General features: G+C 70.9%; 18 protein-coding genes, 1 rRNA gene and 1 pseudogene. 15 read left to right on the forward strand and 5 right to left on the reverse strand.

Annotation, left to right across the window (positions count from 1 at the left end; all coding sequences use genetic code 11):
• From rrf to ACFYPC_RS31330, 3 genes and pseudogenes are all read left to right on the forward strand, one after another.
• Nucleotides 1-95, forward strand: a 5S ribosomal RNA gene (gene rrf, locus ACFYPC_RS31320); the annotation flags it as partial.
• A gap of 124 nt (nucleotides 96-219) precedes the next feature.
• Nucleotides 220-1,437: pseudogene (locus tag ACFYPC_RS31325) on the forward strand (hypothetical protein); the annotation flags it as partial.
• 267 nt (nucleotides 1,438-1,704) lie between these two features.
• Nucleotides 1,705-2,520 (forward strand): hypothetical protein, encoded by an 816-nt coding sequence (locus ACFYPC_RS31330; RefSeq protein WP_391889739.1) that lies wholly within the window; start codon nucleotides 1,705-1,707, stop codon nucleotides 2,518-2,520.
• Between the two features lie 80 nt (nucleotides 2,521-2,600).
• On the opposite strand, the gene ACFYPC_RS31335 is transcribed toward ACFYPC_RS31330, so the two are convergent.
• Entirely contained in the window at nucleotides 2,601-3,890 is a 1,290-nt protein-coding gene (locus tag ACFYPC_RS31335; RefSeq protein WP_391889467.1) for a DUF1015 domain-containing protein, read from the reverse strand.
• 72 nt (nucleotides 3,891-3,962) lie between these two features.
• Between ACFYPC_RS31335 and ACFYPC_RS31340 the strand changes: the two genes are divergently transcribed.
• The 4 genes from ACFYPC_RS31340 to ACFYPC_RS31355 all read left to right on the forward strand — a co-directional run bounded on the left by ACFYPC_RS31340 (nucleotide 3,963) and on the right by ACFYPC_RS31355 (nucleotide 8,426).
• Nucleotides 3,963-4,991 carry an HAD hydrolase-like protein gene (locus ACFYPC_RS31340; RefSeq protein WP_391889469.1) on the forward strand — a complete coding sequence of 343 codons (1,029 nt, stop codon included), beginning with the start codon at nucleotides 3,963-3,965 and terminating at the stop codon, nucleotides 4,989-4,991.
• A 251-nt stretch (nucleotides 4,992-5,242) separates the two neighbouring features.
• A complete protein-coding gene (locus tag ACFYPC_RS31345; protein WP_391889472.1) occupies nucleotides 5,243-6,286 on the forward strand; it encodes a FecCD family ABC transporter permease in 1,044 nt (347 codons plus the stop codon).
• On the forward strand, nucleotides 6,283-7,398 hold the full coding sequence (locus tag ACFYPC_RS31350; RefSeq protein ID WP_391889475.1) for a FecCD family ABC transporter permease: 1,116 nt from the start codon (nucleotides 6,283-6,285) through the stop codon (nucleotides 7,396-7,398). Before ACFYPC_RS31345 ends, ACFYPC_RS31350 begins: the two co-directional genes overlap by 4 nt.
• Nucleotides 7,399-7,532: 134 nt before the next feature.
• Nucleotides 7,533-8,426 (forward strand): ABC transporter ATP-binding protein, encoded by an 894-nt coding sequence (locus ACFYPC_RS31355; protein WP_391889741.1) that lies wholly within the window; start codon nucleotides 7,533-7,535, stop codon nucleotides 8,424-8,426.
• Here ACFYPC_RS31355 and ACFYPC_RS31360 read toward each other — a convergent pair.
• Nucleotides 8,410-8,757, reverse strand: a complete 348-nt coding sequence (locus ACFYPC_RS31360; RefSeq protein ID WP_391889477.1) for an SCP2 sterol-binding domain-containing protein — start codon at nucleotides 8,755-8,757, stop codon at nucleotides 8,410-8,412. The two genes, ACFYPC_RS31355 and ACFYPC_RS31360, sit on opposite strands and share 17 nt — an antisense overlap.
• 42 nt (nucleotides 8,758-8,799) lie before the next feature.
• On the opposite strand from ACFYPC_RS31360, the gene ACFYPC_RS31365 reads away from it, so the two are divergent.
• From ACFYPC_RS31365 to ACFYPC_RS31385, 5 genes are all read left to right on the forward strand, one after another.
• Nucleotides 8,800-9,105: a hypothetical protein gene (locus tag ACFYPC_RS31365; RefSeq protein ID WP_391889480.1), complete on the forward strand. Its 306-nt coding sequence runs from the start codon at nucleotides 8,800-8,802 to the stop codon at nucleotides 9,103-9,105.
• A gap of 7 nt (nucleotides 9,106-9,112) precedes the next feature.
• A complete protein-coding gene (locus tag ACFYPC_RS31370; RefSeq protein ID WP_391889482.1) occupies nucleotides 9,113-9,928 on the forward strand; it encodes a TlyA family RNA methyltransferase in 816 nt (271 codons plus the stop codon).
• Nucleotides 9,925-10,830 (forward strand): NAD kinase, encoded by a 906-nt coding sequence (locus ACFYPC_RS31375; protein WP_391889485.1) that lies wholly within the window; start codon nucleotides 9,925-9,927, stop codon nucleotides 10,828-10,830. Before ACFYPC_RS31370 ends, ACFYPC_RS31375 begins: the two co-directional genes overlap by 4 nt.
• A 158-nt stretch (nucleotides 10,831-10,988) precedes the next feature.
• On the forward strand, nucleotides 10,989-12,719 hold the full coding sequence (gene recN / locus ACFYPC_RS31380; protein WP_391889488.1) for a DNA repair protein RecN: 1,731 nt from the start codon (nucleotides 10,989-10,991) through the stop codon (nucleotides 12,717-12,719).
• A 413-nt stretch (nucleotides 12,720-13,132) separates the two neighbouring features.
• Entirely contained in the window at nucleotides 13,133-14,260 is a 1,128-nt protein-coding gene (locus ACFYPC_RS31385; RefSeq protein WP_391889491.1) for a glycosyltransferase family 4 protein, read from the forward strand.
• Between the two features lie 13 nt (nucleotides 14,261-14,273).
• Here ACFYPC_RS31385 and ACFYPC_RS31390 read toward each other — a convergent pair whose 3' ends face one another.
• The 3 genes from ACFYPC_RS31390 to ACFYPC_RS31400 all read right to left on the reverse strand — a co-directional run bounded on the left by ACFYPC_RS31390 (nucleotide 14,274) and on the right by ACFYPC_RS31400 (nucleotide 19,261).
• A complete protein-coding gene (locus ACFYPC_RS31390) occupies nucleotides 14,274-15,908 on the reverse strand; it encodes a PucR family transcriptional regulator (RefSeq protein ID WP_391889493.1) in 1,635 nt (544 codons plus the stop codon).
• A gap of 74 nt (nucleotides 15,909-15,982) precedes the next feature.
• Nucleotides 15,983-17,371, reverse strand: coding sequence for an FAD-binding oxidoreductase (locus tag ACFYPC_RS31395; protein ID WP_391889495.1), 1,389 nt, complete (start codon nucleotides 17,369-17,371; stop codon nucleotides 15,983-15,985).
• Nucleotides 17,372-17,458: 87 nt separating this feature from the next.
• On the reverse strand, nucleotides 17,459-19,261 hold the full coding sequence (locus ACFYPC_RS31400; protein WP_391889743.1) for a glycoside hydrolase family 15 protein: 1,803 nt from the start codon (nucleotides 19,259-19,261) through the stop codon (nucleotides 17,459-17,461).
• 463 nt (nucleotides 19,262-19,724) lie between these two features.
• On the opposite strand from ACFYPC_RS31400, the gene ACFYPC_RS31405 reads away from it, so the two are divergent.
• The 3 genes from ACFYPC_RS31405 (at nucleotide 19,725) to ACFYPC_RS31415 (ending at nucleotide 24,420) form a co-directional block, all read left to right on the forward strand.
• Nucleotides 19,725-21,401, forward strand: coding sequence for a CTP synthase (locus ACFYPC_RS31405; RefSeq protein ID WP_391889745.1), 1,677 nt, complete (start codon nucleotides 19,725-19,727; stop codon nucleotides 21,399-21,401).
• Between the two features lie 127 nt (nucleotides 21,402-21,528).
• Nucleotides 21,529-22,155, forward strand: coding sequence for an NUDIX domain-containing protein (locus ACFYPC_RS31410; RefSeq protein ID WP_391889498.1), 627 nt, complete (start codon nucleotides 21,529-21,531; stop codon nucleotides 22,153-22,155).
• 183 nt (nucleotides 22,156-22,338) lie between these two features.
• A complete protein-coding gene (locus tag ACFYPC_RS31415) occupies nucleotides 22,339-24,420 on the forward strand; it encodes a tetratricopeptide repeat protein (RefSeq protein WP_391889501.1) in 2,082 nt (693 codons plus the stop codon).
• Nucleotides 24,421-24,560 lie beyond the last annotated feature (140 nt).

Below are 24,560 nucleotides of genomic sequence, written 5' to 3' on the forward strand. Positions count from 1 at the left end.
AAACGCCCGGTTACATTCCGAACCCGGAAGCTAAGCCTTACAGCGCCGATGGTACTGCAGGGGGGACCCTGTGGGAGAGTAGGACGCCGCCGAACAAATCTTGAGGACCTTTGGTCCCAGCGACTCGCTGGGACCAAAGGTCCTTTTTTTGTTTTTCCGAAGCGCGCCGGGTACCTGGCTGCGCGAGAATGACTTGCGGTACCGAAGACAGGAGTCACCATGTCCACCAACTCTCCCGATGAGCGACCGGAGCGCGACCAGCGAGGCCGGGACAGTGGTGACCGCGGCGGCTACCGCGGGGGCCCGCGCCGCGACAATGAACGCCGTGACAGCGACCGCGGCGGCAGTCAGGGCCGGCGCGACGACAGGGGCGGCGGTGACCGCGGCGGTTTCCGTCGGGACGACCGTCCCAGCGCCCCGCGCAGTGACGACAATCGTCGTGATGACAACCGCGGCGGCGGCTTCCGCGGCCGTGACGACAGGCGCGAGGGCGACCGCGGTGGTCGCCCGCCGTTCCGTCGTGATGAGCGTCCCAGTAGTGGTCCGCGCCGCGATGACCGTGGAAGTGGTGGCGGTGGCGGTCGCGAGGGGGATCGTCCGGCGTTCCGCCGTGACGACCGTCCTGCAAGTGGTCCGCGTCGCGATGACAACCGTGGCGGCAGCAGCTTCCGTCGCGATGACAATCGTCGTGACGACAACCGTGGCGGCGGGTTCCGCCGTGACGACCGTCCTGCCGGCGGGCCCCGCCGTGACGACCGTCCTGCAAGTGGTCCGCGTCGCGATGACGACCGTGGGGGCAGCGGTTTCCGTCGGGACGATCGGCGTGACAGCGGCGGTGACCGTGGCGGCAGCAGCTTCCGTCGCGATGACAATCGTCGTGACGACAACCGTGGCGGCGGGTTCCGCCGTGACGAGCGCCCCAGCAGTGGCCCGCGCCGTGACGACGACCGTGGCGGTGCCCGTCGTGACGACCGCAGGGACGACAACCGAGGCGGTGGATTCCGTCGCGAGGGGGATCGTCCGGCGTTCCGTCGTGATGAGCGTCCCAGCAGTGGTCCGCGCCGTGATGACAACCGTGACAACCGTGGCGGCAGCAGCTTCCGTCGCGATGACAATCGTCGTGACGACAACCGTGGCGGCGGGTTCCGCCGTGATGACCGTCCCGTCGGCGGGCCCCGCCGTGACGACCGTCCTGCAAGTGGTCCGCGTCGCGATGACGACCGTGGGGGCAGCGGTTTCCGTCGGGACGATCGGCGTGACAGCGGCGGTGACCGTGGCGGCAGCAGCTTCCGTCGCGATGACAATCGTCGTGACGACAACCGTGGCGGCGGGTTCCGCCGTGACGAGCGCCCCAGCAGTGGCCCGCGCCGTGACGACGACCGCGGTGGTGCCCGTCGTGACGACCGCAGGGACGACCGTCCGGCCTTCCGGCGTGACGAGCGGCCCAGCAGTGGCCCGCGCCGTGACGACAACCGAGGCGGCGGATTCCGTGGGCGCGACGACAGGGGAGCCGGCCCGCGTCGTGACGACCGGGGCGGTCGCCCCGGTGGCTTCGGAGGCCGTGACGACCGGCGTGGCGACGACCGCCGCGGTGGTGGAAGCTTCCGTGACGACCGTGACCGGGACCGTGAGCCGATCAAGCGGCTGCCGATTCCCGAGGACGTCACTGGTGACGAGATCGACAAGGACGTACGGCAGGAATTGATGAGCCTCCCGAAGGGGCTTGCCGAGGATGTCGCCAAGAACCTCGTGATGGTCGCCCGGCTCATCGACGAGGACCCCGAGGGGGCGTACGCCTACTCGAAGATCGCCCTGCGTCTGGCGTCGCGTGTCGCCGCCGTACGGGAGGCGGCTGGGTTCGCCGCGTACGCGAGCCAGAAGTACAGCGAGGCGCTGGCTGAATTCCGGGCCGCTCGGCGTATGACCGGCGGCGTGGACCTCTGGCCCGTCATGGCGGACTGCGAGCGTGGTCTTGGCCGGCCCGAGAAGGCACTGGACATGGCCGGGGCGCCTGAGGTCCAGAAGCTGGACAAGGCCGGGCAGGTCGAGATGCGCCTCGTGGCCGCCGGTGCGCGGCGGGACATCGGGCAGATCGATGCCGCCATCGTGACCCTCCAGAGCCCTGAGCTCGCCTCGAACTCCGTGCAGCCCTGGACCGCACGACTGCGTTACGCCTACGCGGACGCGCTGCTCTCCGCCGGTCGGGAAGCGGAGGCACGCGAGTGGTTCGCGAAGGCCATCGAGTCCGACAAGGACGGCAGCACGGACGCCTCCGACCGGCTCGCCGAGCTGGACGGCGTCGAGTTCCTCGACGCGCTCGTCGAGGATGAGGACGAGACGGACGTGGACACAGGGACAGACGGCGTGGTGAAAGTGCAGCTGCCCGACGAGATCGAGGTCGACACAGTGCCTGAGCCCGAGGACGAAGTCGACCTTCTGGATAGCGAACAGACGCCCGACGAGGACGACGAGGACGACGAGAACGACGAGGACGACTCCAAGGGCGCGCCCCAAGGCTGACGCCATGCAGGAGACGTAGAACAAGCGAAGTAGCAGCGGACGGGTGGGACTCCGGAAGGGGTTCCGCCCGTCCGTGTCTGCTAGCCCGCGAGTGCCCGCAGTACCAGGCCGGAAGCCGGTTTCGGACCGAACGACGTCGACTTGCGGGGCATCGTGACGCCCTGGCGGGCCAGGTCGCGTACGACCTCCTCGCGGACGGGATGCATCAGGACGGCCGTGCCGTTGTCACGCTCGGCCTTGGCGACCGTGGCCGCCGTGTCGTGGATGTACGCGATGTGCTCGGGCGAGTCCTCCGGGATGCCCCAGACGTGTTCGAGGAGGGTGGCGTGCAGGACCGTCGCGTCCAGAGTGCGCCAGGCCTCGGGGTGGTCACCCGGGACCGTGCGGGCGAGGAGATCCGGGGAGGGACGGTCGACGAGGTGGAAGGCGCCGTCGCCGGCAAGAAGAAAGGCGTTTCCGTTCGCGGCCGCTGTGGCCAGGGCTTCCATGGCCTCGGGGAGGGGGACGTCGAGATGGCGTACGCGGAAGGAGTCCGAGAGGGCGGCCAGCGCTTCGGTGACCGGCAGGCGGTGCAGGAGGCGGTGGATCGCCCGGACGCGGAGCGGGTAGCGCGTGGTGTCGACCAGCAGGACCAGGCCGTAGTCCCAGGGGCTCGGGGAAGGGTGCTCCGCGCGTAGACGCAGATACGTCGCCCAGCGGTGGTGGCCGTCGGCGATGAGGGCTTGGTGGTGGCCGAGGTCTGTCTGGATCTCGGCCAGGTCGGCGGGGCCGGTGATCGCCCACAGGCGGTGGGTGAAGCCGTCCTCTGTGGTGGTGGACAGGAGCGGTGGCTGCTGGGTGGTGCGTTCGATGACGGCGGCGGTGCCCACCAGGGAACCGTTGCCGCGATAGGTCAGCAGCAGGGGCTCGAGATTGGCGGATGTGGCACGCATCAGGGCTGCGCGGTCCGCGATGACATGCGGCATCACGTCCTCGTGGGGGAGGACGACACCGTCCGACGGCTCCGACAGGCGCAGGGCGCCGATGATGCCGCGTTGCAGCATGCCGCCGTCGCGCTGTTCGTAGACGTACAGGCCTGGCTCGGTGTCGGTGGTGAGGACGCCCTCGGACAGCCAGCGGTGCAGGGTTTCGGCCGCCTGCTCGTTGCGTGCGGTGGGGGTGGTGTCCTGCGGGAGGATCAGCCGGACGATGTTGTGCGGATCGGCGGACTCCAGATGGAGCAGACCGTCCGGCCGTACGACGACGTCGTACGGCGGCGAGGTCACGGCGGCCAGACTGCCGACCCGGTCGGGGTCGTAGCGCAGGCCCCGGAAGGGGTTCAGATCAAGGCCCATGCGTGCGGGTACGTGCGTGGGACCTGCATAGTTCATTGAGGCATCGTAAGTGTGTCAGTGGCATGCGCGATGATCGGGGCAAAGGGATCGAATGAGGAGCGATGCGGAATGAGCCAGACCGTCAGGACGCGGCCCGAGGGCAGTGCGCAGGCCCTGAGTGAGGCGTACGACACGGCTCTGCTCGACTTGGACGGAGTGGTGTACGCGGGCGGGAACGCGATCGCGCACGCCGTTGAGTCCCTCGGCACAGCCCACTCGGGCGGGATGCGTCTCGCGTACGTCACGAACAACGCGCTGCGTACGCCGGACGCGGTGGCCGAGCACCTCACGGAGCTGGGGATACCGACCGGGGCCTCCGACGTCATCACCTCGGCGCAGGCCGCGGCCCGGCTCATCAGTGAGCAGGTGCCCGTCGGCGCGCGCGTTCTGGTCATCGGCGGCGAGGGGCTGCGGGTCGCGCTGCGTGAGCGCGGGCTGGAACCGGTCGAGTCGGCGGACGACGATCCGGCGGCGGTCGTCCAGGGGTTCGGCGGACCGGATCTGCCCTGGGGTCGCTTCGCGGAGGCGTCCTACGCCATCGCGCGTGGGGTGCCGTGGTTCGCGTCCAACACCGATCTGACGATCCCCAGCGCACGTGGGATCGCCCCGGGGAACGGCGCGGCGGTGGAGGTCGTACGCATAGCCACGGGCGCCGAGCCCCAGGTGGCGGGCAAGCCGCTGCCTCCGATGCACCGGGAGACGATTCTGCGGACCGGGGCCAAGCGGCCGCTGGTCGTCGGTGACCGGCTGGACACCGACATCGAGGGCGCGTTCAACGGGGAAGTGGACTCGCTGCTCGTGCTGACCGGCGTCACGGACGGCGCGCAGCTTCTCGCCGCCCCGCCGCAGCACCGGCCGACGTATGTCGATGCCGATCTGCGCGGGCTGCTCACCGGCCAGCCGGAGGTCAGCGAGGCGGACGGGGGCTTCCGCTGCGGTGGCTGGACGGCTACGGCTGGGAGCGAGCGGCTGGAGCTGGAAGGTGACGGCGAGGTACTCGACGGCCTGCGGGCGCTGTGTGCGTCGGCGTGGTCGGCGGCCGGGGAGGGGACCTGCGAGCTGGACGGGGGGAAGGCGCTGGCGCGGCTGGGGCTCTGAGAGCAGCAAGCCCGCGGTGCGGGGGTCAACCGCGCAGGCCACAGGACCCAGGTGGCACAGAGCAGGCAGGGCCCAGAACAGGTAGGGCGCAGAACAGCAGGCAGGGCACAGAACAGGTAGGGCGCAGAGCGTAGAAGCGAGGCACAGAGCAGCGCGCAGGCACAGGGGGCACAGGGCAGCGCACACGGCGCAGGGCTCATCTGCCGTGACACGGGATCGAGCCGCATGGGAGGGTAGGCTAACCTAACCGAGTGTTGGTTGACAGTCCTCCCGAAGAGCGCGCGGCGACCGCCCCCGCGCCCCCAGCCCGTCGGGCGATACGTACCTTTGGGCTTCTCGCGTCCCTGGGCGTGCTGGTGCTCGTCGCGCTGGCGAGTATCGCGATCGGTGCGAAAGCGCTGCCGCTGGATCAGGTCTGGCACGGTCTGTTCCACGACTCGGGGACGTACGCGGATGTCGTGGTCGGTGACCGGCTCTCGCGTACCGTCCTCGGGCTGCTGGTGGGCGCCGCGTTGGGGCTGGCGGGGGCTGTTCTCCAGGCGCTCACGCGTAATCCGCTGGCCGACCCCGGACTGCTCGGGATCAACGCGGGTGCGTCCGCCGCGGTCGTCACCGCCATCACCTTCTTCGGCGTCACCAGTCCGAACGGCTACATCTGGTTCGCCTTCTTCGGGGCTGCCGCGGTGGGCGCCCTTGTCTGGTTTCTCGGCGGCAGCCGGGGGGCGACTCCGGTGCGGCTCGCGCTCGCGGGTACGGCGATCACCGCCGCGCTCTACGGCTATCTGCAAGCTGTGATGATCATGGACGACGCCGCGCTCGGCAAGATGCGTTTCTGGACGGTCGGTTCGCTGGCCTCGGCCACCGACTCCACCATCAAGCAGGTGCTGCCGTTCCTGGCGGTCGGCACGGTCCTCGCGCTCGCCCTCGCCCGCCCGCTGAACGCCGTGACCATGGGTGACGACACCGCCCGCGCGCTCGGCGCCAACCTGAACCGCACCCGCGCGTTGTCCATGGCCGCCGCGACAGTATTGTGCGGCGCCGCGACCGCCGCCTGCGGGCCGATCGTGTTCGTCGGCCTGATGGTCCCGCACGTCGTCCGCTCCTTCACCGGACCCGACCTGCGCTGGATCCTGCCGTACGCGACCGTGCTGTCACCCGTGCTGCTGCTCGGCGCCGATGTCATCGGCCGGATGATCGTGCGGCCCGCGGAACTGCAGGTCGGTATCGTCACCGCGGTGCTCGGCGGCCCGGTCTTCATCTATCTCGTACGACGGCGGAGGACGGCGCAGCTGTGACGACCACACGCAAACCGGCCACACGCGATTCGGCCACACGTGAGCCGGCAACGCCCCGCCCCCCGGGCCTCCGCGTCTCCGGCACCCGAGCCGTCCGGACGGGCGGCGGGCTGTCGGTCCGGTTCGACGTCAGGGCGTTCGCCGTCGTCGTCCTGCTGCTGGCCGCCGCGCTCACCGCGAGCGTTGTGCTGATCGGTACGGGCGACTTCCCGATCTCGGCTCCGGACGTCCTCAAGACGGTGTTCGGCGACGGGACCACGATCCAGGAGTACATCGTCGACGACCTGCGGCTGCCGCGGGTCATCGTCGGTCTGCTGGTAGGGGCCTCGCTCGGTCTCGGCGGGGCGATCTTCCAGTCCGTCTCCCGTAATCCGCTGGGCAGTCCGGACGTGCTCGGCCTCGCGCAGGGCGCCACGGCCGGCGCGCTCATCATGATCGTGCTGTTCTCCGGGAGCGCGAACCAGGTCGCCCTCGGGGCGCTCGCCGGCGGACTCGTGACCGGGATCGCCATCTATCTGCTCGCGTGGAAGCGAGGTGTGCACGGTTATCGACTGGTTCTGGTCGGTATCGGTGTCTCCGCGATCGTCACCGCGATCAACGGCTATCTGATCACCAAGGCCGACATCGTCGACGCGGCCCGTGCCGTGGTCTGGATGACCGGCTCGCTCAACGGCCGTGACTGGACCCAGGTATGGCCGCTGCTCATCATGTGCGCCGTCCTCGTGCCCCTGGTCCTCGGCAACGCGCGCGGGCTGCGCATGATGGAGATGGGCGACGACGTCTCGTACGCGCTCGGAGTGCGGGTCGAGCGGACGCGGCTGCTGCTGATGCTGGCCGCCGTACTGCTCACCGCCGGCGCCACCGCAGCGGCGGGCCCGGTCGGTTTCGTGGCGCTCACCTCGCCGCAGCTCGCCCGGCGGCTGACCCGCTCGCCGGGCCCGAACCTGGTGCCCTCCATGTGCATGGGCGCGACCCTGCTGATCGTCGCGGACTGGGCCTCGCAGCGGGCCTTCGGGGCCGACCAACTGCCCGTGGGCGTGGTGACCGGAGTCCTCGGCGGTGTCTATCTGCTGTGGCTGCTGGTCACCGAGCGGAAGGCGGGCCGGATATGAGTACGGAGCGGAGGACGGCTCAGTCGGGATTGGGCGCCGAGCAGGAGGCGGATCGGCCGGAAATGGGCGCCGCCGAGCGGCAGAAGGCGGGTCGGCCCGAATCGGGCGCCGAGCGGAGGGCGGGCCAGTCGGGAATGGGCGCCGAGCGGAGGACGGCTCAGTCGGAATTGGGCGCCGCAGCCAACGAAAAGATCAAGAGGAGCACCAGCACCGTGAACCGCCTGTCCGCCGAGAACGTCACCCTCGCCTACGACCAGCGCGTCATCACGGAGAAGCTGTCGGTGGAGATACCCGACAACTCCTTCACCGTGATCGTCGGCCCGAACGCCTGCGGCAAGTCGACACTGCTGCGCGCCCTCTCACGGATGCTCAAGCCCTCCCAGGGGCGGGTACTGCTCGACGGGCAGGTCATCCAATCCATGCCCGCGAAGAAGGTCGCCAGGACGCTCGGCCTGCTGCCGCAGTCCTCGATCGCGCCGGACGGGATCACCGTCGGCGACCTGGTCGGCCGGGGCCGCTACCCGCACCAGGGGCTGCTGCGCCAGTGGTCCACGGAGGACGAGCGGGTCGTCCAGGAGTCGATGGCCTCGACCGGCGTCGCCGAACTCGCCGATCGCTATGTCGATGAACTGTCGGGCGGCCAGCGACAGCGCGTGTGGATCGCGATGGCGCTCGCCCAGCAGACACCACTGCTGCTCCTCGACGAGCCCACGACCTACCTCGACATCCAGCACCAGATCGACGTCCTCGACCTGTGCGCCGAACTCCACGAGGAACAGGGCCGCACCCTGGTCGCCGTACTCCACGACCTCAACCACGCCGCCCGGTACGCCACCCACCTCATCGCCCTGCGCGAGGGCTCGGTCATCGCCGAGGGCGCGCCCGGTGACATCGTCACGGCCGCCTTGGTCGAGGAGGTCTTCGGACTGCGCTGCCAGGTCATCGAGGACCCGGAGACGGGGACACCGCTGGTGGTGCCGGCGGCGCGCAAGGCACGCGCGCGGGTGGCCGCTACAGAAGCTTCCTGAGACGGAACAGATCGAGGACGCTCGCTTCCAGCTTCACCCGGCCCGAACCCCATGCCTTGGCGAAGTGCAGTTCTCCGTCGACCATGGCGACCAGATCGGCGCCGGACATGGTGAGCCTGATCTGGGCCTTCTCGCGCGGAGGCCCCGGCAGGGTGTCCAGCACCCTGATCCTGCCGTCCTCGAGGCGGCCGACGAAGGTGACGTCCAGATCGGTGATTCGGCAGCTCAGCGAGCGATCCAGGGCTGCCGCCTCGCGTACGTCCCCGTCGGCGCCCGCCATGTTGTCCGCAAGTCTCTCGAGCGCGCTGCGGCACTCCTCAATCGTCGCCATCGTGATCGACGGTACCGCAGCGCTTCGGGGTAGCGTCGGGGCATGAGCGACTCAGTGCCCCAGACCCCGTCTCCGCAGGGCGAGGTCCCGGAGCCGGAGGTTCCGGCCGATGCCGGCCCGGTGTTCGACCCTGCCGCCCCCGCCCCGTTGAACGTGCCCCGCACCCCCACCGGCAACGCGGACATCGATGCGCAGCTCGACCGGCTGGCCGACGCCGACCACCTCGCCGCCGACGGACACGTCCAGGTGTACGAGGATGTACACCGGGGGCTGCGCGACGCGCTCACCGCGCTCGACGCCCGCCCGGGACCTCCGGCGCCCCCGACGCCGTACGACCGCAGGAGCTGAACCGAACGTGGCAGGAGTGGCACGCCGCCGCCTGGATGCCGAGCTGGTCCGCCGGAAGCTGGCCCGCTCGCGTGAGCACGCCGGACAGCTGATCGCCGCGGGAAGGGTCACCGTCGGCAAGACCCTCGCGGTCAAGCCCGCCACCCAGGTGGAGACGGCGGCCGCGATCGTGGTGACCCAGGACGACAGCGACCCCGACTACGTCTCGCGCGGCGGACACAAGCTCGCCGGCGCGCTGGAAGCCTTCGTCCCGCAGGGGCTCAGGATCGAGGGCCGGCGGGCGCTGGACGCCGGAGCCTCCACCGGCGGCTTCACCGACGTACTGCTGCGCGCGGGAGCCGCCCATGTGCTCGCCGTCGACGTCGGCTACGGTCAACTTGCTTGGTCTCTGCAGAGCGATGAACGCGTCACCGTCAAGGACCGTACGAACGTACGCGAGTTGACGTTGGACGCGATCGATGGGGAGCCCGTGGATCTTGTTGTCGGGGATCTGTCCTTCATCCCGCTCGGCCTGGTGCTGCCCGCCCTCGCGCGGTGCACGGCACCCGACGCCGATCTGGTGATGATGGTCAAACCACAGTTCGAAGTGGGGAAGGAACGGCTGGGCAGCGGCGGTGTCGTGCGCAGCCCGGAACTGAGGGCCGAGGCAGTACGCGGTGTGGCCGCGCGTGCCTGGGGGCTGGGGCTCGGAGTGCAGGGGGTCACGGCCAGTCCGTTGCCCGGCCCTTCGGGCAATGTCGAGTACTTTCTGTGGCTGCGTGCCGGGGCACCCGAACTCGACCCGGCCGACGTTGACCGTGCAGTGGCGGAGGGGCCGCGTTGACACAGACCCGAGCTCGTACTGTTTTCCTGCTCGCCCACACCGGGCGGCCCGCTGCGATCCGCAGCGCCGAACTCGTCGTCCAGGGGCTACTACGTTCTGGGATCGGCGTACGTGTCCTTGAGGCGGAGGCCGCCGACCTGCCGCTGCCGTCGGCCGTGGAGCTGGTGAAGGAGGCCACACCGCAGTGCCTCGACGGGTGCGAGCTGCTGATCGTGCTGGGCGGTGACGGGACCCTGCTGCGCGGCGCCGAGTTCGCCCGGGCATCCGGCGTTCCGATGCTCGGCGTCAACCTCGGCCGCGTCGGCTTCCTCGCGGAGGCCGAGCGGGACGACCTCGACAAGGTCGTCGACCGGGTGGTGACCAAGGCGTACGAGGTCGAGGAGCGGATGACCGTCGATGTCGTCGTGCACCAGAACGGCGACATCGTGCACACCGACTGGGCGCTGAACGAGGCCGCCGTGCAGAAGGTGTCAGCCGAGAAGCTCCTTGAAGTCGTGCTGGAGATCGACGGGCGGCCCGTGACCGGCTTCGGCTGCGACGGGATTGTGTGCGCCACGCCGACCGGTTCCACGGCGTACGCGTTCTCCGCGGGCGGGCCCGTGGTGTGGCCGGAGGTCGAGGCGCTGCTGATGGTGCCGATCAGTGCGCACGCGCTGTTCGCGAAGCCGCTGGTGACCTCGCCGGATTCGGTGCTCGCGATCGAGGTGCTGCCACACATTCCGCCGGGGGTGCTGTGGTGCGACGGGCGCCGGTCGGTGGACTTGCCGCCGGGGGCGCGGGTGGAGGTCCGGCGGGGGGCCGTGCCGGTACGGCTCGCCCGGCTGCATCACGCGTCGTTCACGGACCGGCTGGTGGCGAAGTTCGCGTTGCCGGTCTCCGGGTGGCGTGGGGCGCCGCACTAGTCGTACGGCTGCGGGCACCCTCTGCATGCGGAGTTCGTACGGTGGCCCACTCCGGCGGGTGACAACGGGCCCTTTGTGGGTCCTTGTCACCTGCGCCTTCGCACCAGGGGGGTGGGGGCCGTCGCACATCCGGTCCCTGACCTCGTAAGGTCGGGGGCGTGTTGGAGGAGATGCGGATACGGTCGCTCGGAGTCATCGACGACGCGGTGGTCGAGCTGTCGCCAGGCTTCACCGCTGTCACCGGTGAGACCGGTGCGGGCAAGACGATGGTGGTCACCAGCCTCGGGCTGCTGTTGGGTGGGCGCGCCGACCCGGCCCTCGTACGGATCGGCGCCAAGAACGCGGTCGTGGAGGGGCGGATCACCGTGCCCCCGGGCGGGACCGCGGTCCTGCGGGCCGAGGAGGCCGGCGCCGAACTCGACGACGGGGCGCTGCTGATCAGCCGTACCGTTTCCGCCGAGGGGCGCTCGCGGGCTCACCTGGGCGGGCGTTCCGTGCCCGTGGGGGTGCTCGCCGAACTCGCCGACGAGCTCGTCGCCGTGCACGGACAGACCGACCAGCAGGGGCTGCTCAAACTGTCCCGGCAGCGGCAGGCGCTCGACCGGTACGCGGGGGACGCGGTCGCCGTGCCGCTCGCCAAGTACGCGGGCGCCTACCGTCGACTGCGCGCGATCTCGGCCGAGCTGGACGAGATCACCACGCGCGCGCGGGAGCGGGCCCAGGAAGCCGACCTGCTGCGCTTCGGACTCGACGAGATCGCCGGGGTCGAGCCGCGGGAGGGCGAGGACGTCGAGCTGGCCGCCGAGGCCGAACGGCTCGGCCACGCGGAGGCGCTCGCGTCGGCCGCCACGGTCGCGCACGCGGCGCTCGCGGGCAATCCCGAGGACCCGGAGGGCATCGATGCGGCGACACTCGTCGCGGGGGCGCACCGGGCCCTTGAGGCCGTACGCTCGCACGACTCCTCGCTCGGTGCGCTGTCCGGGCGGATCGGGGAGATCAACATCCTGCTGCGGGATGTGGCCGGGGAGCTGGCCGGGTACGCCGACGATCTCGACGCCGATCCGCTGCGGCTCGCGGCGGTCGAGGAGCGCCGCGCCGCACTCACCCAGCTCACCCGGAAGTACGGCGAGGACATCAACGCCGTCCTCGCCTGGGCCGAGCAGGGCGCCGCGCGCCTCCTCGAACTCGACGGCGACGACGAGCGGATCGACGAGCTGACCGCCGAGCGGGACGCGTTGCGCGCCGAACTGGGCGGACTGGCCCAGGGCCTGACGGAGGCCCGTACGGAGGCCGCCGAGCGGTTCGCCGCCGCCGTGACCGCCGAGCTGGCCTCGCTCGCCATGCCGCACGCGCGCGTGTCGTTCGAGATCCGGCAGACCGACGACCCGGAGGGCGTCGAACTCGGCGGCCGCAGGGTCGCGTACGGACCCGCGGGCGTCGACGAGGTCGAGCTGCTGCTCGCCCCGCACCCCGGCGCGCCGCCCCGGCCCATCGCCAAGGGCGCCTCCGGCGGTGAGCTCTCGCGCGTGATGCTCGCGGTGGAGGTCGTCTTCGCGGGTACGGACCCGGTGCCGACGTATCTGTTCGACGAGGTCGACGCGGGTGTCGGTGGCAAGGCGGCGGTCGAGATCGGGCGGCGGCTCGCCCGCCTCGCGAAGACCGCGCAGGTCGTGGTCGTCACGCATCTTCCGCAGGTCGCCGCGTTCGCCGACCGGCAGTTGCTCGTCGAGAAGACCAACGACGGGTCCGTGACCCGGTCCGGGGTCAAGATCCTGGAGGGCGAGGACCGCATCCGCGAGCTGTCCCGCATGCTTGCCGGGCAGGAACACTCGGAGACGGCCCGAGCGCACGCGGAGGAGCTGCTGGCGACGGCCCGAGCGGACGGGTAGCCACCGGCGGGCGGGGTGTCTCTCCGCCGCTCCCCGTACCCGTGCCCCGCTCCGCGGTTGCCTAGCCCCGCTCCGCGGCGTGGCTACGGACCGCTCCGCTGCTCCGATCTCCGCTGCTCCGATCTCCGCCGCTCCGCGGCGGTTTCCCGCCCGCCCTTTTGACCGCTCCGCGGTTCTTCCCGCATCCGGGCCGCGCCGCGGGCCTCACTCATGTGAGTGACTCAAGTCCTCGAGTTGGCCAGGCCGTCGTGATCCGGTTCCGGCGGCGGTGTCGGAACGCTCCCGCGGCCTGGCATCCTTGGTGTCGGGTGCGGAGCGCGACGTGCGGTACACCCCCTCTGTACGTTTCTCCGCAGGATTTTTCTGTACGTTTCCTCGTGACCGTCCGACGCCGAACCAGGAGCCCCGGCCACGTGAGCAGCCACTCACCGCACGGCCAGTCGCCGCTGCGCACCGTGCAGGTGCTCGGCGGTGGGAGCGCGCGCAGCGGTGCGCATGTGCGGTCGCTGGCCTCGGGTCTCGTTGCCCGGGGCGTGCGGGTGACCGTGTGCGCCCCCGCCGATGCCGATCACGCCTACGGGTTCACTGGTGTGGGCGCGCGGCATGTTCCCGTGCCGCGCAGCAACGACCCCGCCTCTGTGGCAGCGCTGCGGACGGCCTGCGCGGACGCCGATCTGGTGCACGCGCACGGCCTGCACGCCGCCCTGAGAGCCGTGTTGGCGCTGAGCGGGCGGCGTGTCCCGCTCGTCGTCACCTGGCACACGCGTCCGCATGCCGAGGGGGCGCGGGCGCATCTGCTGCGCATGCTGGAGCGGCGGGTCGCCAGGGCCGCCGCTGTCGTTCTCGGCACGTCGTCCGACCTGGTGGACCGCGCCCGCAGCAGAGGAGCTCGCGACGCGCGGCTGGCCGCCGTCGCGTCCCCGGTGCCGCGTGGCACCGTCGAGGACGGGGACCCCGACCGGCTGCGGCACAAGGCGCGGGCCGAACTCGGCGCCACCGACCGCCCGTTGCTCATGGCCGTCGGCTCCCTCGACCGGCACCGCGGGTACGACATCCTGCTGGACGCCGCCCGCGCGTGGCGCGACCTCGATCCGCTGCCGCTCCTCGTGATCGCGGGGGAAGGGCCGCTCCGGACAGTGCTTCAGCGCCGTATCGAGGACGAAGGCCTGCCCGTCCGCCTGGTCGGGCTGCGCGACGACATCACGGAGCTCCTCACGGCGGCCGATCTCGCGTTGCTGCCGAGCAGTTGGGAATCCCGGTCCGTGCTCGCGCAGGAGGCCCTCCACGCGCGCGTGCCGCTCATCGCGACCGCTGTCGGCGGCATCCCCGATCTGGTCGGCGACGCGGCCGAACTCGTCCCGTACGGGGACGCGGAGGCGTTCGCCGAAGCCGTCGTACGCCTTCTTCGGGATCCCGACCGCCGGGAGCTCCTCAAGGAGAAGGGCGTCCTGCAGGCGGCGACCTGGCCGACCGAGGACGAGACGGTCGCCCAGGTGCTCAGCGTCTACGACGAGTTGACCCAGCCAAGGCCTCTCGGCTGAGGAGTGTGCCCGGTCAGGACACATGCCTCCGCGCCCGCAGCGCCAGACTCAACGCGAGTACCGTCTGCGGGTCGTCCAGGTCGGTGCCCAGCAACTCCCCGATCCGGGCCAGGCGGTTGTAGAGCGTCTGGCGGTTGAGGTGCAGTTCGCGGGCCGTCTCCGCCTTGCGGCCCGCGTGGGCGAGGTACGTCTCCAGGGTGGGGAGAAGCGGCGGCCTGGAGCGGTTGTCGTGCTCGCGGAGGGGGCCGATGGCGCGGTCCACGAAGGCCGCCAGGTCCGGGTGGTCGCGCAGGCGCCACAGGAGCAGGTCGATGTCCAGACGGCGGGCGTCGTACCAGGGGCGGTCGATCAGGCCCTGCGCGGCCGTCGCCGTCTCCGCCGCGTGCCGCAGCCCCGCTGAGGCCGCCGCCCAGCCGCCCGCCACGCCGACGACCACCACCGGCGGTTGCGCGCCGGGCCGCTGCACGCCCGCGCGCTCCACGCCGGCCCGGAGCGCCGTCGCGACCCGGTCCGCGACGGCCGGGCGTTCGGATTCCGAGCGCAGGCCCAGCAGAAGCGGAACGCGGCCCTCGACAGGTCGTACGCCGAGCAGGACGGGCACCCCGACCGAGGCGAGCTCCTCGGCGACCGCGCGGGCCAGGACCGCCCAGCCGCCGCCGGGGGAGAGGCCGTCGGTGAGCCGCATCACGACCGGCAGGAGCGGGCTGTTGCCGGGCTTGAAGCCGAGCACCCGGGCCTGCGCCGGCGCGTCCTCCGCCTCGATACGGCCCTCGGCGAGGTCGGTGAGGAAGTCGCCGCGTCCGCGCGCCGCGAGCTCCTCCTCCTGGCGGGCCTGCATCAGCACAACGGCCAGGATCCCGGCGGCCCGCTCCGCCGCGAGCCGGTGCACCGGGGCGACGGGGGCGCTGACGGGCAGCATGACCAGCCGGGCCCGCACCGAGCCGGTGCCGGGGCCGCCCCCGGGCACGTCCACGAGTGTCGTTCCGGCGGGCGGTTCCTCCTTGTGCTGGCCGCGCATGCCCTCCCACACCTGGAGCGGATCGGCGCCCGCGTTGCCGGCCCCGGACCCGGCGGCGTACAGGAGCTGTCCCTCCGCCGTCTCCAGGAACACCGGATTGCCGCTGAAGTCCGCGAGAATCCCGAGCACCTGGGGTACGCCGCCCCCGCCGAGCAGTGCCTCGGTACATCGTCGGTGCACCTCCTCCGCCTGCTGGAGCAGGGCGTAGTGGCCGTTGACGATCTCGGTGTGGATCTCCTCCGTGACGGCCACGAAGGCCACCTCGCGGTGCAGTTGGACAAGCGGTAGGCCGGTGGACCGGGCCGTCTCCACGAGGGCCGCGGGCAGCCGGGTGAAGCGCGGGCCGAGCTCCACCACGAGGGCCGCGATGCCGCGCTCGGCCAGCGTGCGGACGAAGGCGCGTTGTTCGGCGGGGCGGGTGCCGAGGCCGTACCCCGTGGTCAGGAGCAGTTCGCCGCCCTTGAGGAGCGAGGCGATGTTCGGGACCTCGCCCGCGTGCACCCAGCGCACGGTGCGCTGCAGCCGGTCGGCCCCCGCGAGGATCTCCGGGAGCCCGCCGCGCAGCCCGGGCAGCTCCAGCGCCCGCTGCACGGTGATTCCGGCGCCCTGGGTGTCGTAACGGCTGTTCATGTTCCCGGACGCTACCCGCGGGCCCGGCCCGGAACATCTCCGGCCACGTCGCGCGAGCGGAGCGACCGGCGCGCTCAGCCGGGCACCGGAGCGATGTTGTGGTTGAAGCGGAAGACGTTGTCGGGGTCGTACTGCGCCTTCACGGCGGCCAGGCGGCGGGCGTTCTCGGGGCCCAGGCCGGCCATCACCCGGTCGTCGCCCTCGTCGCCGATGAAGTTGAGGTACACCGCCCCCGTGCTCCAGGGCTGGACCTCGGCGCGGACGCTCTTGACCCAGCGGATGCAGTTCTCGTCGTCGGCCGGGTCCTCCCAGACACCGAAGGGGTGCACGGCCCAGGGGGCGTCCCGGTAGGGCACCGGGAACTCGGAGGGTCCCGTGGCGATCGCGCCGCCCTGCGGGAACAGGACGTGCTGGGTGCCCGTGGGCACGGGCATGGTGTTCCCGAGGGCGCAGAAGACGTCCACGAGTTCGTCGGTCAGGCCGGTCAGGTACTCGGCGGACCAGTGGTTCCGCATGCCGGGCGGGTCGTCGAGCATGCACTGGAAGTCGGCGTACGGGAGCGCGGTGACGATCTCGGCCTCGTGCGGCAGGGCGAGGAGCGGCCCGGCGAGTTTGCGCAGACCCTCCTCGCCGCCCGCGTATGTCAGGAGGACGGCACACAGCCGACTGCCGACCAGGTGCTCGGGGAGGAACTCCTCGGGCGGGCCGGTCAGGTAGATGACGCCGCCGCTCGCCTCGGGCGGCCCCGTCGAGATGATCTCGCGATAGAGGCGGACCACCTCGGGGCCGCTCTCCGGCAGGTAGAACAGCAGGGCGACGGAGAACTCGGGCAGCTCGTGCAGCCGCAGGGTCAGAGCGGTGGCGACACCGAAGTTCCCGCCGCCGCCGTGCAGCGCCCAGAACAGCTCGGGGTTCTCCTCGGCGGTGGCCCGGACGCTCCTGCCGTCCGCCGTGACCAGCTCGACGCCGAGCAGATTGTCGATCGCCAGGCCGAACCGCCGGTCCAGCCAGCCGCTGCCACCGCCCAGCACAAAGCCGCCGACGCCGGTCGTCGAGACCCGGCCGCCGGTGGTCGCGAGACCGTACGGCTGGGTGGCACGGTCGAGATGGCTCATGAGGGCGCCGCCCTGGACCCGTACCGACTGCGAACCGGGATGGACCGTCACGTCGTGCATCGGGCGCAGGTCGACGACCAGACCTCCGTCGTTCAGGGCCATGCCGGCCACGCTGTGGCCGCCGCCGCGCACCGCGATCGCCAGGTCGAGATCCCGCCCGAACCGCACGGAACGGACGACATCGGCTTCGTTCGTGCACTGCGCGATCACCGCCGGGCGCCGGTCGATCATTCCGTTGTGGAGCGACCGGGCCTCGTCGTAACCCGGGTCGTCAGGGGTGAACACGTCACCGGCCAGATCTGCGCGGAGCGCGGCGAGAGCCGCGCCCGCCTTGGCGAGGGGAGCCATGGCAGCCGCCCCTTTCAGCAGGGGAAGGGACTGCCTTTCAGCCTAGGCGGGCACGGCGCATCCAGCGCGTTCAGGAGAGTTGATCGTTCAGCCGCCGTACGCTCCCGAAGCGGTCAGCCTGAGCGCTGTGTCGATCAGCGGGACGTGACTGAACGCCTGCGGAAAGTTCCCCACCTGGCGCTTGAGCCTGGGGTCCCACTCCTCGGCGAGCAGGCCCAGGTCGTTGCGGAGGGCGAGCAGCTTCTCGAAGAGCTTGCGGGCCTCGTCGACCCGCCCGATCATCGCGAGGTCGTCCGCCATCCAGAACGAGCAGGCGAGGAAGGCACCTTCGTCGCCCTCCAGGCCGTCCACACCCGCGTTCTCGCCGCTGGTCGGGTAGCGCAGGATGAAACCGTCCGAGGTCGACAGCTCGCGCTGGATGGCCTCGATGGTGCCGATCACCCGCTTGTCGTCCGGCGGCAGGAAGCCCATCTGCGGGATGAGGAGGAGCGAGGCGTCGAGCTCCTTGGAGCCGTACGACTGCGTGAACGTGTTGCGCTCCTTGTCGTAGCCCTTCTCGCACACGTCCCGGTGGATGTCGTCGCGCAGGTCGCGCCACTTCTCCAGCGGGCCGTCCGCGTCGCCGGACTCGATGAGCTTGATGGTGCGGTCGACGGCGACCCAGGCCATCACCTTGGAGTGCACGAAGTGGCGGCGCGGGCCGCGGACTTCCCAGATGCCCTCGTCCGGCTGGTCCCAGTGGTCTTCCAGGTAGCGGATCAGCTTGAGCTGGAGGAGCGAGGCGTAGTCGTTGCGGGACAGGCCCGTCATATGGGCGAGGTGCAGGGCTTCGGTGACCTCGCCGTACACGTCGAGCTGGAGCTGATGAGCGGCGCCGTTGCCGACGCGGACGGGCCCCGAATTCTCGTACCCGGGAAGCCAGTCGAGCTCCGCCTCGCCCAACTCCCGTTCGCCCGCGATGCCGTACATGATCTGCAGGTTCTCGGGGTCGCCGGCGACTGCGCGCAGCAGCCACTCGCGCCAGGCGCGGGCCTCCTCGCGATAGCCGGTGCGCAGTAGCGAGGACAGCGTGATGGCCGCGTCACGAAGCCAGGTGTAGCGGTAGTCCCAGTTGCGTACGCCGCCGATCTCCTCCGGGAGCGAGGTCGTGGGCGCGGCGACGATGCCGCCGGTGGGCGCGTACGTCAGGGCCTTGAGCGTGATCAGGGAGCGGACGACGGCCTCGCGGTAAGGGCCGTGGTACGTGCACTGGTCGACCCAGTCGCGCCAGAACTCCTCGGTGGCGTCGAGCGACTGCTCCGGCTCGGGCAGCGCAGGCGGCGCCTTGTGCGAGGGCTCCCAGGAGATGGTGAACGCGATCCGGTCACCGGGCGCCACCGTGAAGTCGGCGTACGTGGTCAGCGCCTTGCCGTAGGTCTCGCAGGCGGTGTCGAACCACACGGAGTCGGGACCGGCGACGGCCACCGTCCGCCCCTCGTGCTTGTGCACCCAGGGCACGACACGGCCGTAGCTGAAACGCATCCGCAGCGCGGAGCGCATCGGGACCCGGCCCGTGACGCCCTCCACGATCCGGATCAGCTGCGGCGCGCCATCGCGCGGGGGCATGAAATCGGTCACTCGGACCGTGCCGCGTGGGGTGTCCCACTCGGATTCCAGGATCAGCGAGTCGCCGCGGTAGGTGCGGCGCGCCGCCATCGGCGGTTTGGCGTCGGCCGCGTGCGCCGGGCCGAGCCGCCAGAATCCGTGTTCCTCCGTGCCGAGCAGTCCTGCGAAGACGGCGTGGGAGTCGAAGCGGGGCAGGCACAGCCAGTCGACCGTGCCGTCCCGGCAGACCAGCGCGGCTGTCTGCATGTCTCCGATAAGTGCGTAGTCCTCGATGCGCCCGGCCACGTGCAACTCCAGTCGAACGGCTACCTCGCCCCCAGCGGGGCGGTCGCTCTTTGCGGTCAAGGGAACGTTGGTGATGCGTCGCTACGAAACGTCAATAGGTCGGTGCGATTGTCGTTGCGAAACGAACTGTCGAGCTCTCGTGTTCCGGGATACGGACGGGGATGGTGCCGTGTGTCGGCCGGGCTCGGCAGCGAGTGTCCGAGCAGGATACGACGCACCTGGAAGATCCGCGTGCCGCTCCCGACAACCCGGCTCGGCCGATCGAGTGAGTGACGTGTGAGGCGCGTGGCGACGTGTGTGCGGAGCGTGGCCGGAAGCGGCCTCTCCGCGTCGCTGATACCCTGGTAGCCCGTGGACCGGTGGGAGAAAAACCCCCGAACCGCAGCGACGGCACCTCCGGAGATCTTCGGACACCACGCCGGTACGCACCCCAGACCGCGACCACGGGAGCCCCCTCTTGGCCATGACGCCCGCTGCTTTTCGAAACAACGCAGCCACGACGACAAAGCACATCTTCGTCACCGGGGGTGTCGCCTCCTCCCTCGGCAAGGGCCTCACGGCCTCGAGTCTGGGTATGTTGCTCAAGGCGCGGGGACTGCGGGTCACGATGCAGAAGCTCGACCCGTACCTGAACGTCGACCCGGGCACCATGAACCCGTTCCAGCACGGTGAGGTGTTCGTCACCAACGACGGCGCCGAGACCGACCTGGACATCGGCCACTACGAGCGCTTCCTCGACGTGGATCTGGACGGCTCGGCCAACGTCACCACCGGCCAGGTGTACTCGACGGTCATCGCCAAGGAGCGGCGCGGCGAGTACCTGGGTGACACCGTGCAGGTCATCCCGCACATCACCAACGAGATCAAGCACCGCATCCGACGCATGGCCACCGACGACGTCGACGTGGTCATCACGGAGGTCGGCGGCACGGTCGGCGACATCGAGTCGCAGCCGTTCCTGGAGACCGTCCGCCAGGTCCGTCATGAGGTCGGTCGCGACAACGTGTTCGTGGTGCACATCTCGCTCCTCCCGTACATCGGCCCCTCCGGGGAGCTGAAGACGAAGCCGACCCAGCACTCGGTTGCGGCGCTGCGCAGCATCGGTATCCAGCCGGACGCGATCGTGCTCCGCGCCGACCGTGAGGTTCCCACCGCCATCAAGCGCAAGATCTCGCTGATGTGCGACGTCGACGAGGCGGCCGTGGTGGCGGCCATCGACGCCAAGTCGATCTACGACATCCCCAAGGTCCTGCACACCGAGGGCCTCGACGCGTACGTCGTCCGCAAACTGGACCTGGCCTTCCGCGACGTGGACTGGGCGACCTGGGACGATCTGCTCGACCGCGTCCACAGCCCGCTCCACGAGATCAACCTGGCGCTGGTCGGCAAGTACATCGACCTGCCCGACGCCTACCTCTCGGTCACCGAGGCGCTGCGCGCCGGCGGTTTCGCGAACAAGGCCCGCGTGACGATCAAGTGGGTCACCTCGGACGACTGCAAGACCCCGGCGGGAGCGGCCAAGCAGCTCGGCGACGTCGACGCGATCTGTATCCCCGGTGGCTTCGGCGACCGCGGTGTTTCCGGCAAGGTCGGCGCCATCCAGTACGCCCGTGAGAACAAGATCCCGCTGCTCGGCCTCTGTCTCGGCCTGCAGTGCATCGTGATCGAGGCCGCGCGCAACCTGGCCGACATCGCGGACGCCAACTCCACCGAGTTCGACTCCGGCACCGCTCACCCGGTCATCTCCACGATGGCCGAGCAGCTCGACATCGTGGCGGGCGACGGCGACATGGGCGGCACCATGCGGCTGGGCATGTACCCGGCCAAGCTCGCCGAGGGCTCCATCGCGCGTGAGGTGTACGACGGCAAGGAGTACGTCGAGGAGCGCCACCGGCACCGCTACGAGGTGAACAATGCCTACCGCGCCGAGCTGGAGAAGAAGGCCGGTCTGCAGTTCTCCGGAACGTCGCCGGACGGCAAGCTCGTCGAGTACGTCGAATACCCGCGCGACATCCACCCCTACCTGGTGGCGACCCAGGCGCACCCCGAGCTGCGCTCCCGCCCGACGCGCCCGCACCCGCTCTTCGCGGGCTTGATCAAGGCCGCGGTGGGACGCAAGACAGGCAAGACAGCCAAGTAACACAAGGGTTGTACGGTGGCCGGGGTGTGTGCCTTCCGAGGGGTGCACCCCGTTTTCCGTTGCGGGTACCGGTAACGGTCTCCTGTGCGGGGCCGGATTCTTTTTTGCACGTGTGGAAGGACAGGGCATGACCATCAAGGACACCGCCGAGGAGTGGGAGATCAGGGCGAGCGCGACCCCCTTCGTCGGCAACAAGACCTCGGTCCGTGCGGACGACGTGGTCATGCCCGACGGATCGGTCGCCCGCCGGGACTATCAGGTCCATCCCGGCTCCGTGGCGATCCTCGCCCTCGACGACCAAAGCCGCGTCCTGGTGCTGCGCCAGTACCGCCACCCCGTGCGCCACAAGCTCTGGGAGATCCCGGCCGGACTTCTCGACATCCCTGGCGAGAACCCCCTGCACGCCGCTCAGCGCGAGCTCTACGAAGAGGCCCACATCAAGGCCGAGAACTGGCGTGTGCTCACCGACGTCTACCCGACGGCCGGGGGCTGCGACGAGGCCGTCCGCATCTTCCTGGCCCGGGACCTCTCCGCGGCCGAGGGAGACCGCTTCGAGGTCGAGGACGAGGAGGCCGACATGGAGCTGGCCCGGATCCCCGTCCAGGAGCTCGTACGGGGCGTTCTCGCCGGAGATCTGCACAACAACTGCCTCGCCGTCGGTGTGCTTTCGCTGGTCGCCGCGCAGCACGGCGACGGCCTCGACGCGCTGCGCCCGGCGGAGGCGCCGTGGCCGGCGCGGCCCTTCGAGGTCTGAGGTCCTCCTCCCCGCCCGCCTGACCCCCGCCTGACGCAGACAGTCCTACGATCGCCTGATCCGATCGGGGGATGTACCCGCCGCGCTCCGCACGGATCGTCGCAGAGCGTGAACTAGGCTCTGAAAACGCCCCGTCCGGAGTCCCGGCGGGTTTGCGCGCGCAGTGGGACGGGAGTGTGGCCCGTGACGGATCAGGCGGTGGACAACGACGGCACGAAAGTGTCGGCAGTCGGGCAGCGCCCGGCTGTCGAGTCCGCTCCTACGGAGAGTCAGTTCCTGGGTCGCACAAGAGAGTTGAAGGAACTCCGGGCCGACATCGAGCGCGCGGGACTTGACACCCTTTCGGGCCGCAAGACGCCACGCGCGCGCGTGCTGCTCATCGCGGGCAAGCCCGGCTCGGGCCGCACAGCGCTCGCCGAGGAGCTCGCGGAGCAGGTCGCCGAGAGTTACCCCGACGGCGTGCTGCGCGCCAAGCTCACCGAACCCGACGGTAGCCCGGTGCCCACCGAGCGCACCGCACGGGAACTGCTCACCGCCCTGCAGCGGCCCACGCCGCCCGGAGCGGACGCCGACGACCTCGGCGAGGCGCTGCGCGAGGCACTCGCCGTCCGCCGCGTCCTGCTCGTGCTCGACGACGCGGCCGACGCCGAACAGGTCGACGCCCTGCTGCCGGACACGCCGGACTGCCTGGTCGTCGCCGTGTCCGGCGGGCCGCTGACCGGCATCGCGGATGTCCGTCCCTGCACTCTGGGCGGCCTGGACACCACGTCCGCGCTCGAACTGCTCGGCCGCTTCACCGGCGCCGTGCGCATCACCGTCGACCCGTTCTCCGCCGAGAACCTGGTCGAGCTGTGCGCCGGCCAGCCCGCCGCCCTGGTGCTCGCCGGCGGCTGGCTCGCGTCCCGCCCGCAGTCGGCCGTCGCCGACCTCGCCAAGCACCTGCGCGCCGAGGGCGACGAGGGCTCGCCGCTGTCCCGCATGTTCCGGCTCACGTACGCCTCGCTGCCCAGCGCCGCCGCTCGGATACTGCGACTGCTCTCGCTCGCCCCCGCCGGTCTGGTCGACCCGCACACCGCGTCCGCGCTCGCCGGCTGCTCGGTGAACGCCGCCCGCACCACACTGGACGACTTCACTCGCCTCGGCCTCCTGCGCTCCGTCCGGTCGCCGCTGCCGCAGTACGAGGTGCCCGGCTGTCTGCAGCCCCTCCTGAGCGCCCTCACCGAGACCCACGACCGCCCCGCCGAGCTCCAGCTGGCCCGCGCCCGGATGCTGGAGCGGACCGTACGGCTGCTGGTGTCCTGCCGCGCCATCACCGAGACCGACAGCTCACCCGCCCGCGAGAAGCTCGCCGGAATGCCCCGCGCCCTGCGCTTCCCGAACCCGCGTGCCGCCGCGGACTGGCTGCGCATCCGGCAGCCCGCGCTGCTCGCCTCGGCCCGGCTCGCGGTCGCCGACGGCGAGCTGGACACCCTGGCCCGCCGCCTGATGGCCGCGCTGGTCCGGGCGATGGTCGCGCACATCGGCACGCAGGCCGCCGCGCCCGAGCTGTACGGCGTCCACCGGCTCGTCCTGGACGTCGCCGAGCGCCGGAAACTGCCCCGCGAGATGGCCGCGGCCCTGCTGAACCTCGCGGATCTGGACGCGCAGACCGGCCGTACGCCCGAGGCGCTGGCCCGCTACCGGGCCGCGCTCGATGCCGGACGTGAGGCGAACGACCCGTATGCGACCGGCCGCGCGATGGAATCCGTAGGCGGCGCCCACCAGGAGCTCGGGGACTACGACCGGGCCGCCGACTGGTACGGGCGGGCGCTCGCCGAGCGGCTCGCGCGCGACGAGCGCGTGGAAGCCGCCCGGCTGTACGGCCGTATCGCCACCGCGCACACCTACGCGGGCCGCTACGGCGAGGCACTGCGCAACTGGCGGGCAGCCGTCACCGGACACCGCAAGAACGGCGATGTGGCCGCCCAGGCGCGGGCGTTGAGCGAGCTGGCACGTGTCCAGGAGTACGCCGGGCGGCCCGAGGAGTCGCTGCGCACCTGCCAGGAGGCGTCCGAGTGGGCGCGCCGCGCGGACGACGTACGGCTGCAGGCGGCGCTGCAGCTCCGGCTGGCCGACACCCTGGACCGGCTCGGCGACCCGGCGGCGGCCCGGCTGCACCGGGGTGCGGCCGAGCGAATGCTGGGTGACGAGCTCCCGGAGAGCGCATCCACGAGGGAACAAGACGCTAACGCCTGCGAAATCCGTAGTACATCCGAGAAAGATTGATGCATTGAAAGGCTAGACAGAGAGAATCCCTTCATTAGACTGGCTCCGCTGCGTTCTTTCGTGGTGTCTCCCGGTGTGCTCGCGTACGTCGGGTATGACATGCAATGCCCCGGCTCGCATCGCCTCGGCATGCACAGACC

Source organism: Streptomyces sp. NPDC005808, from assembly GCF_042871385.1.
Classification (GTDB): domain Bacteria; phylum Actinomycetota; class Actinomycetes; order Streptomycetales; family Streptomycetaceae; genus Streptomyces.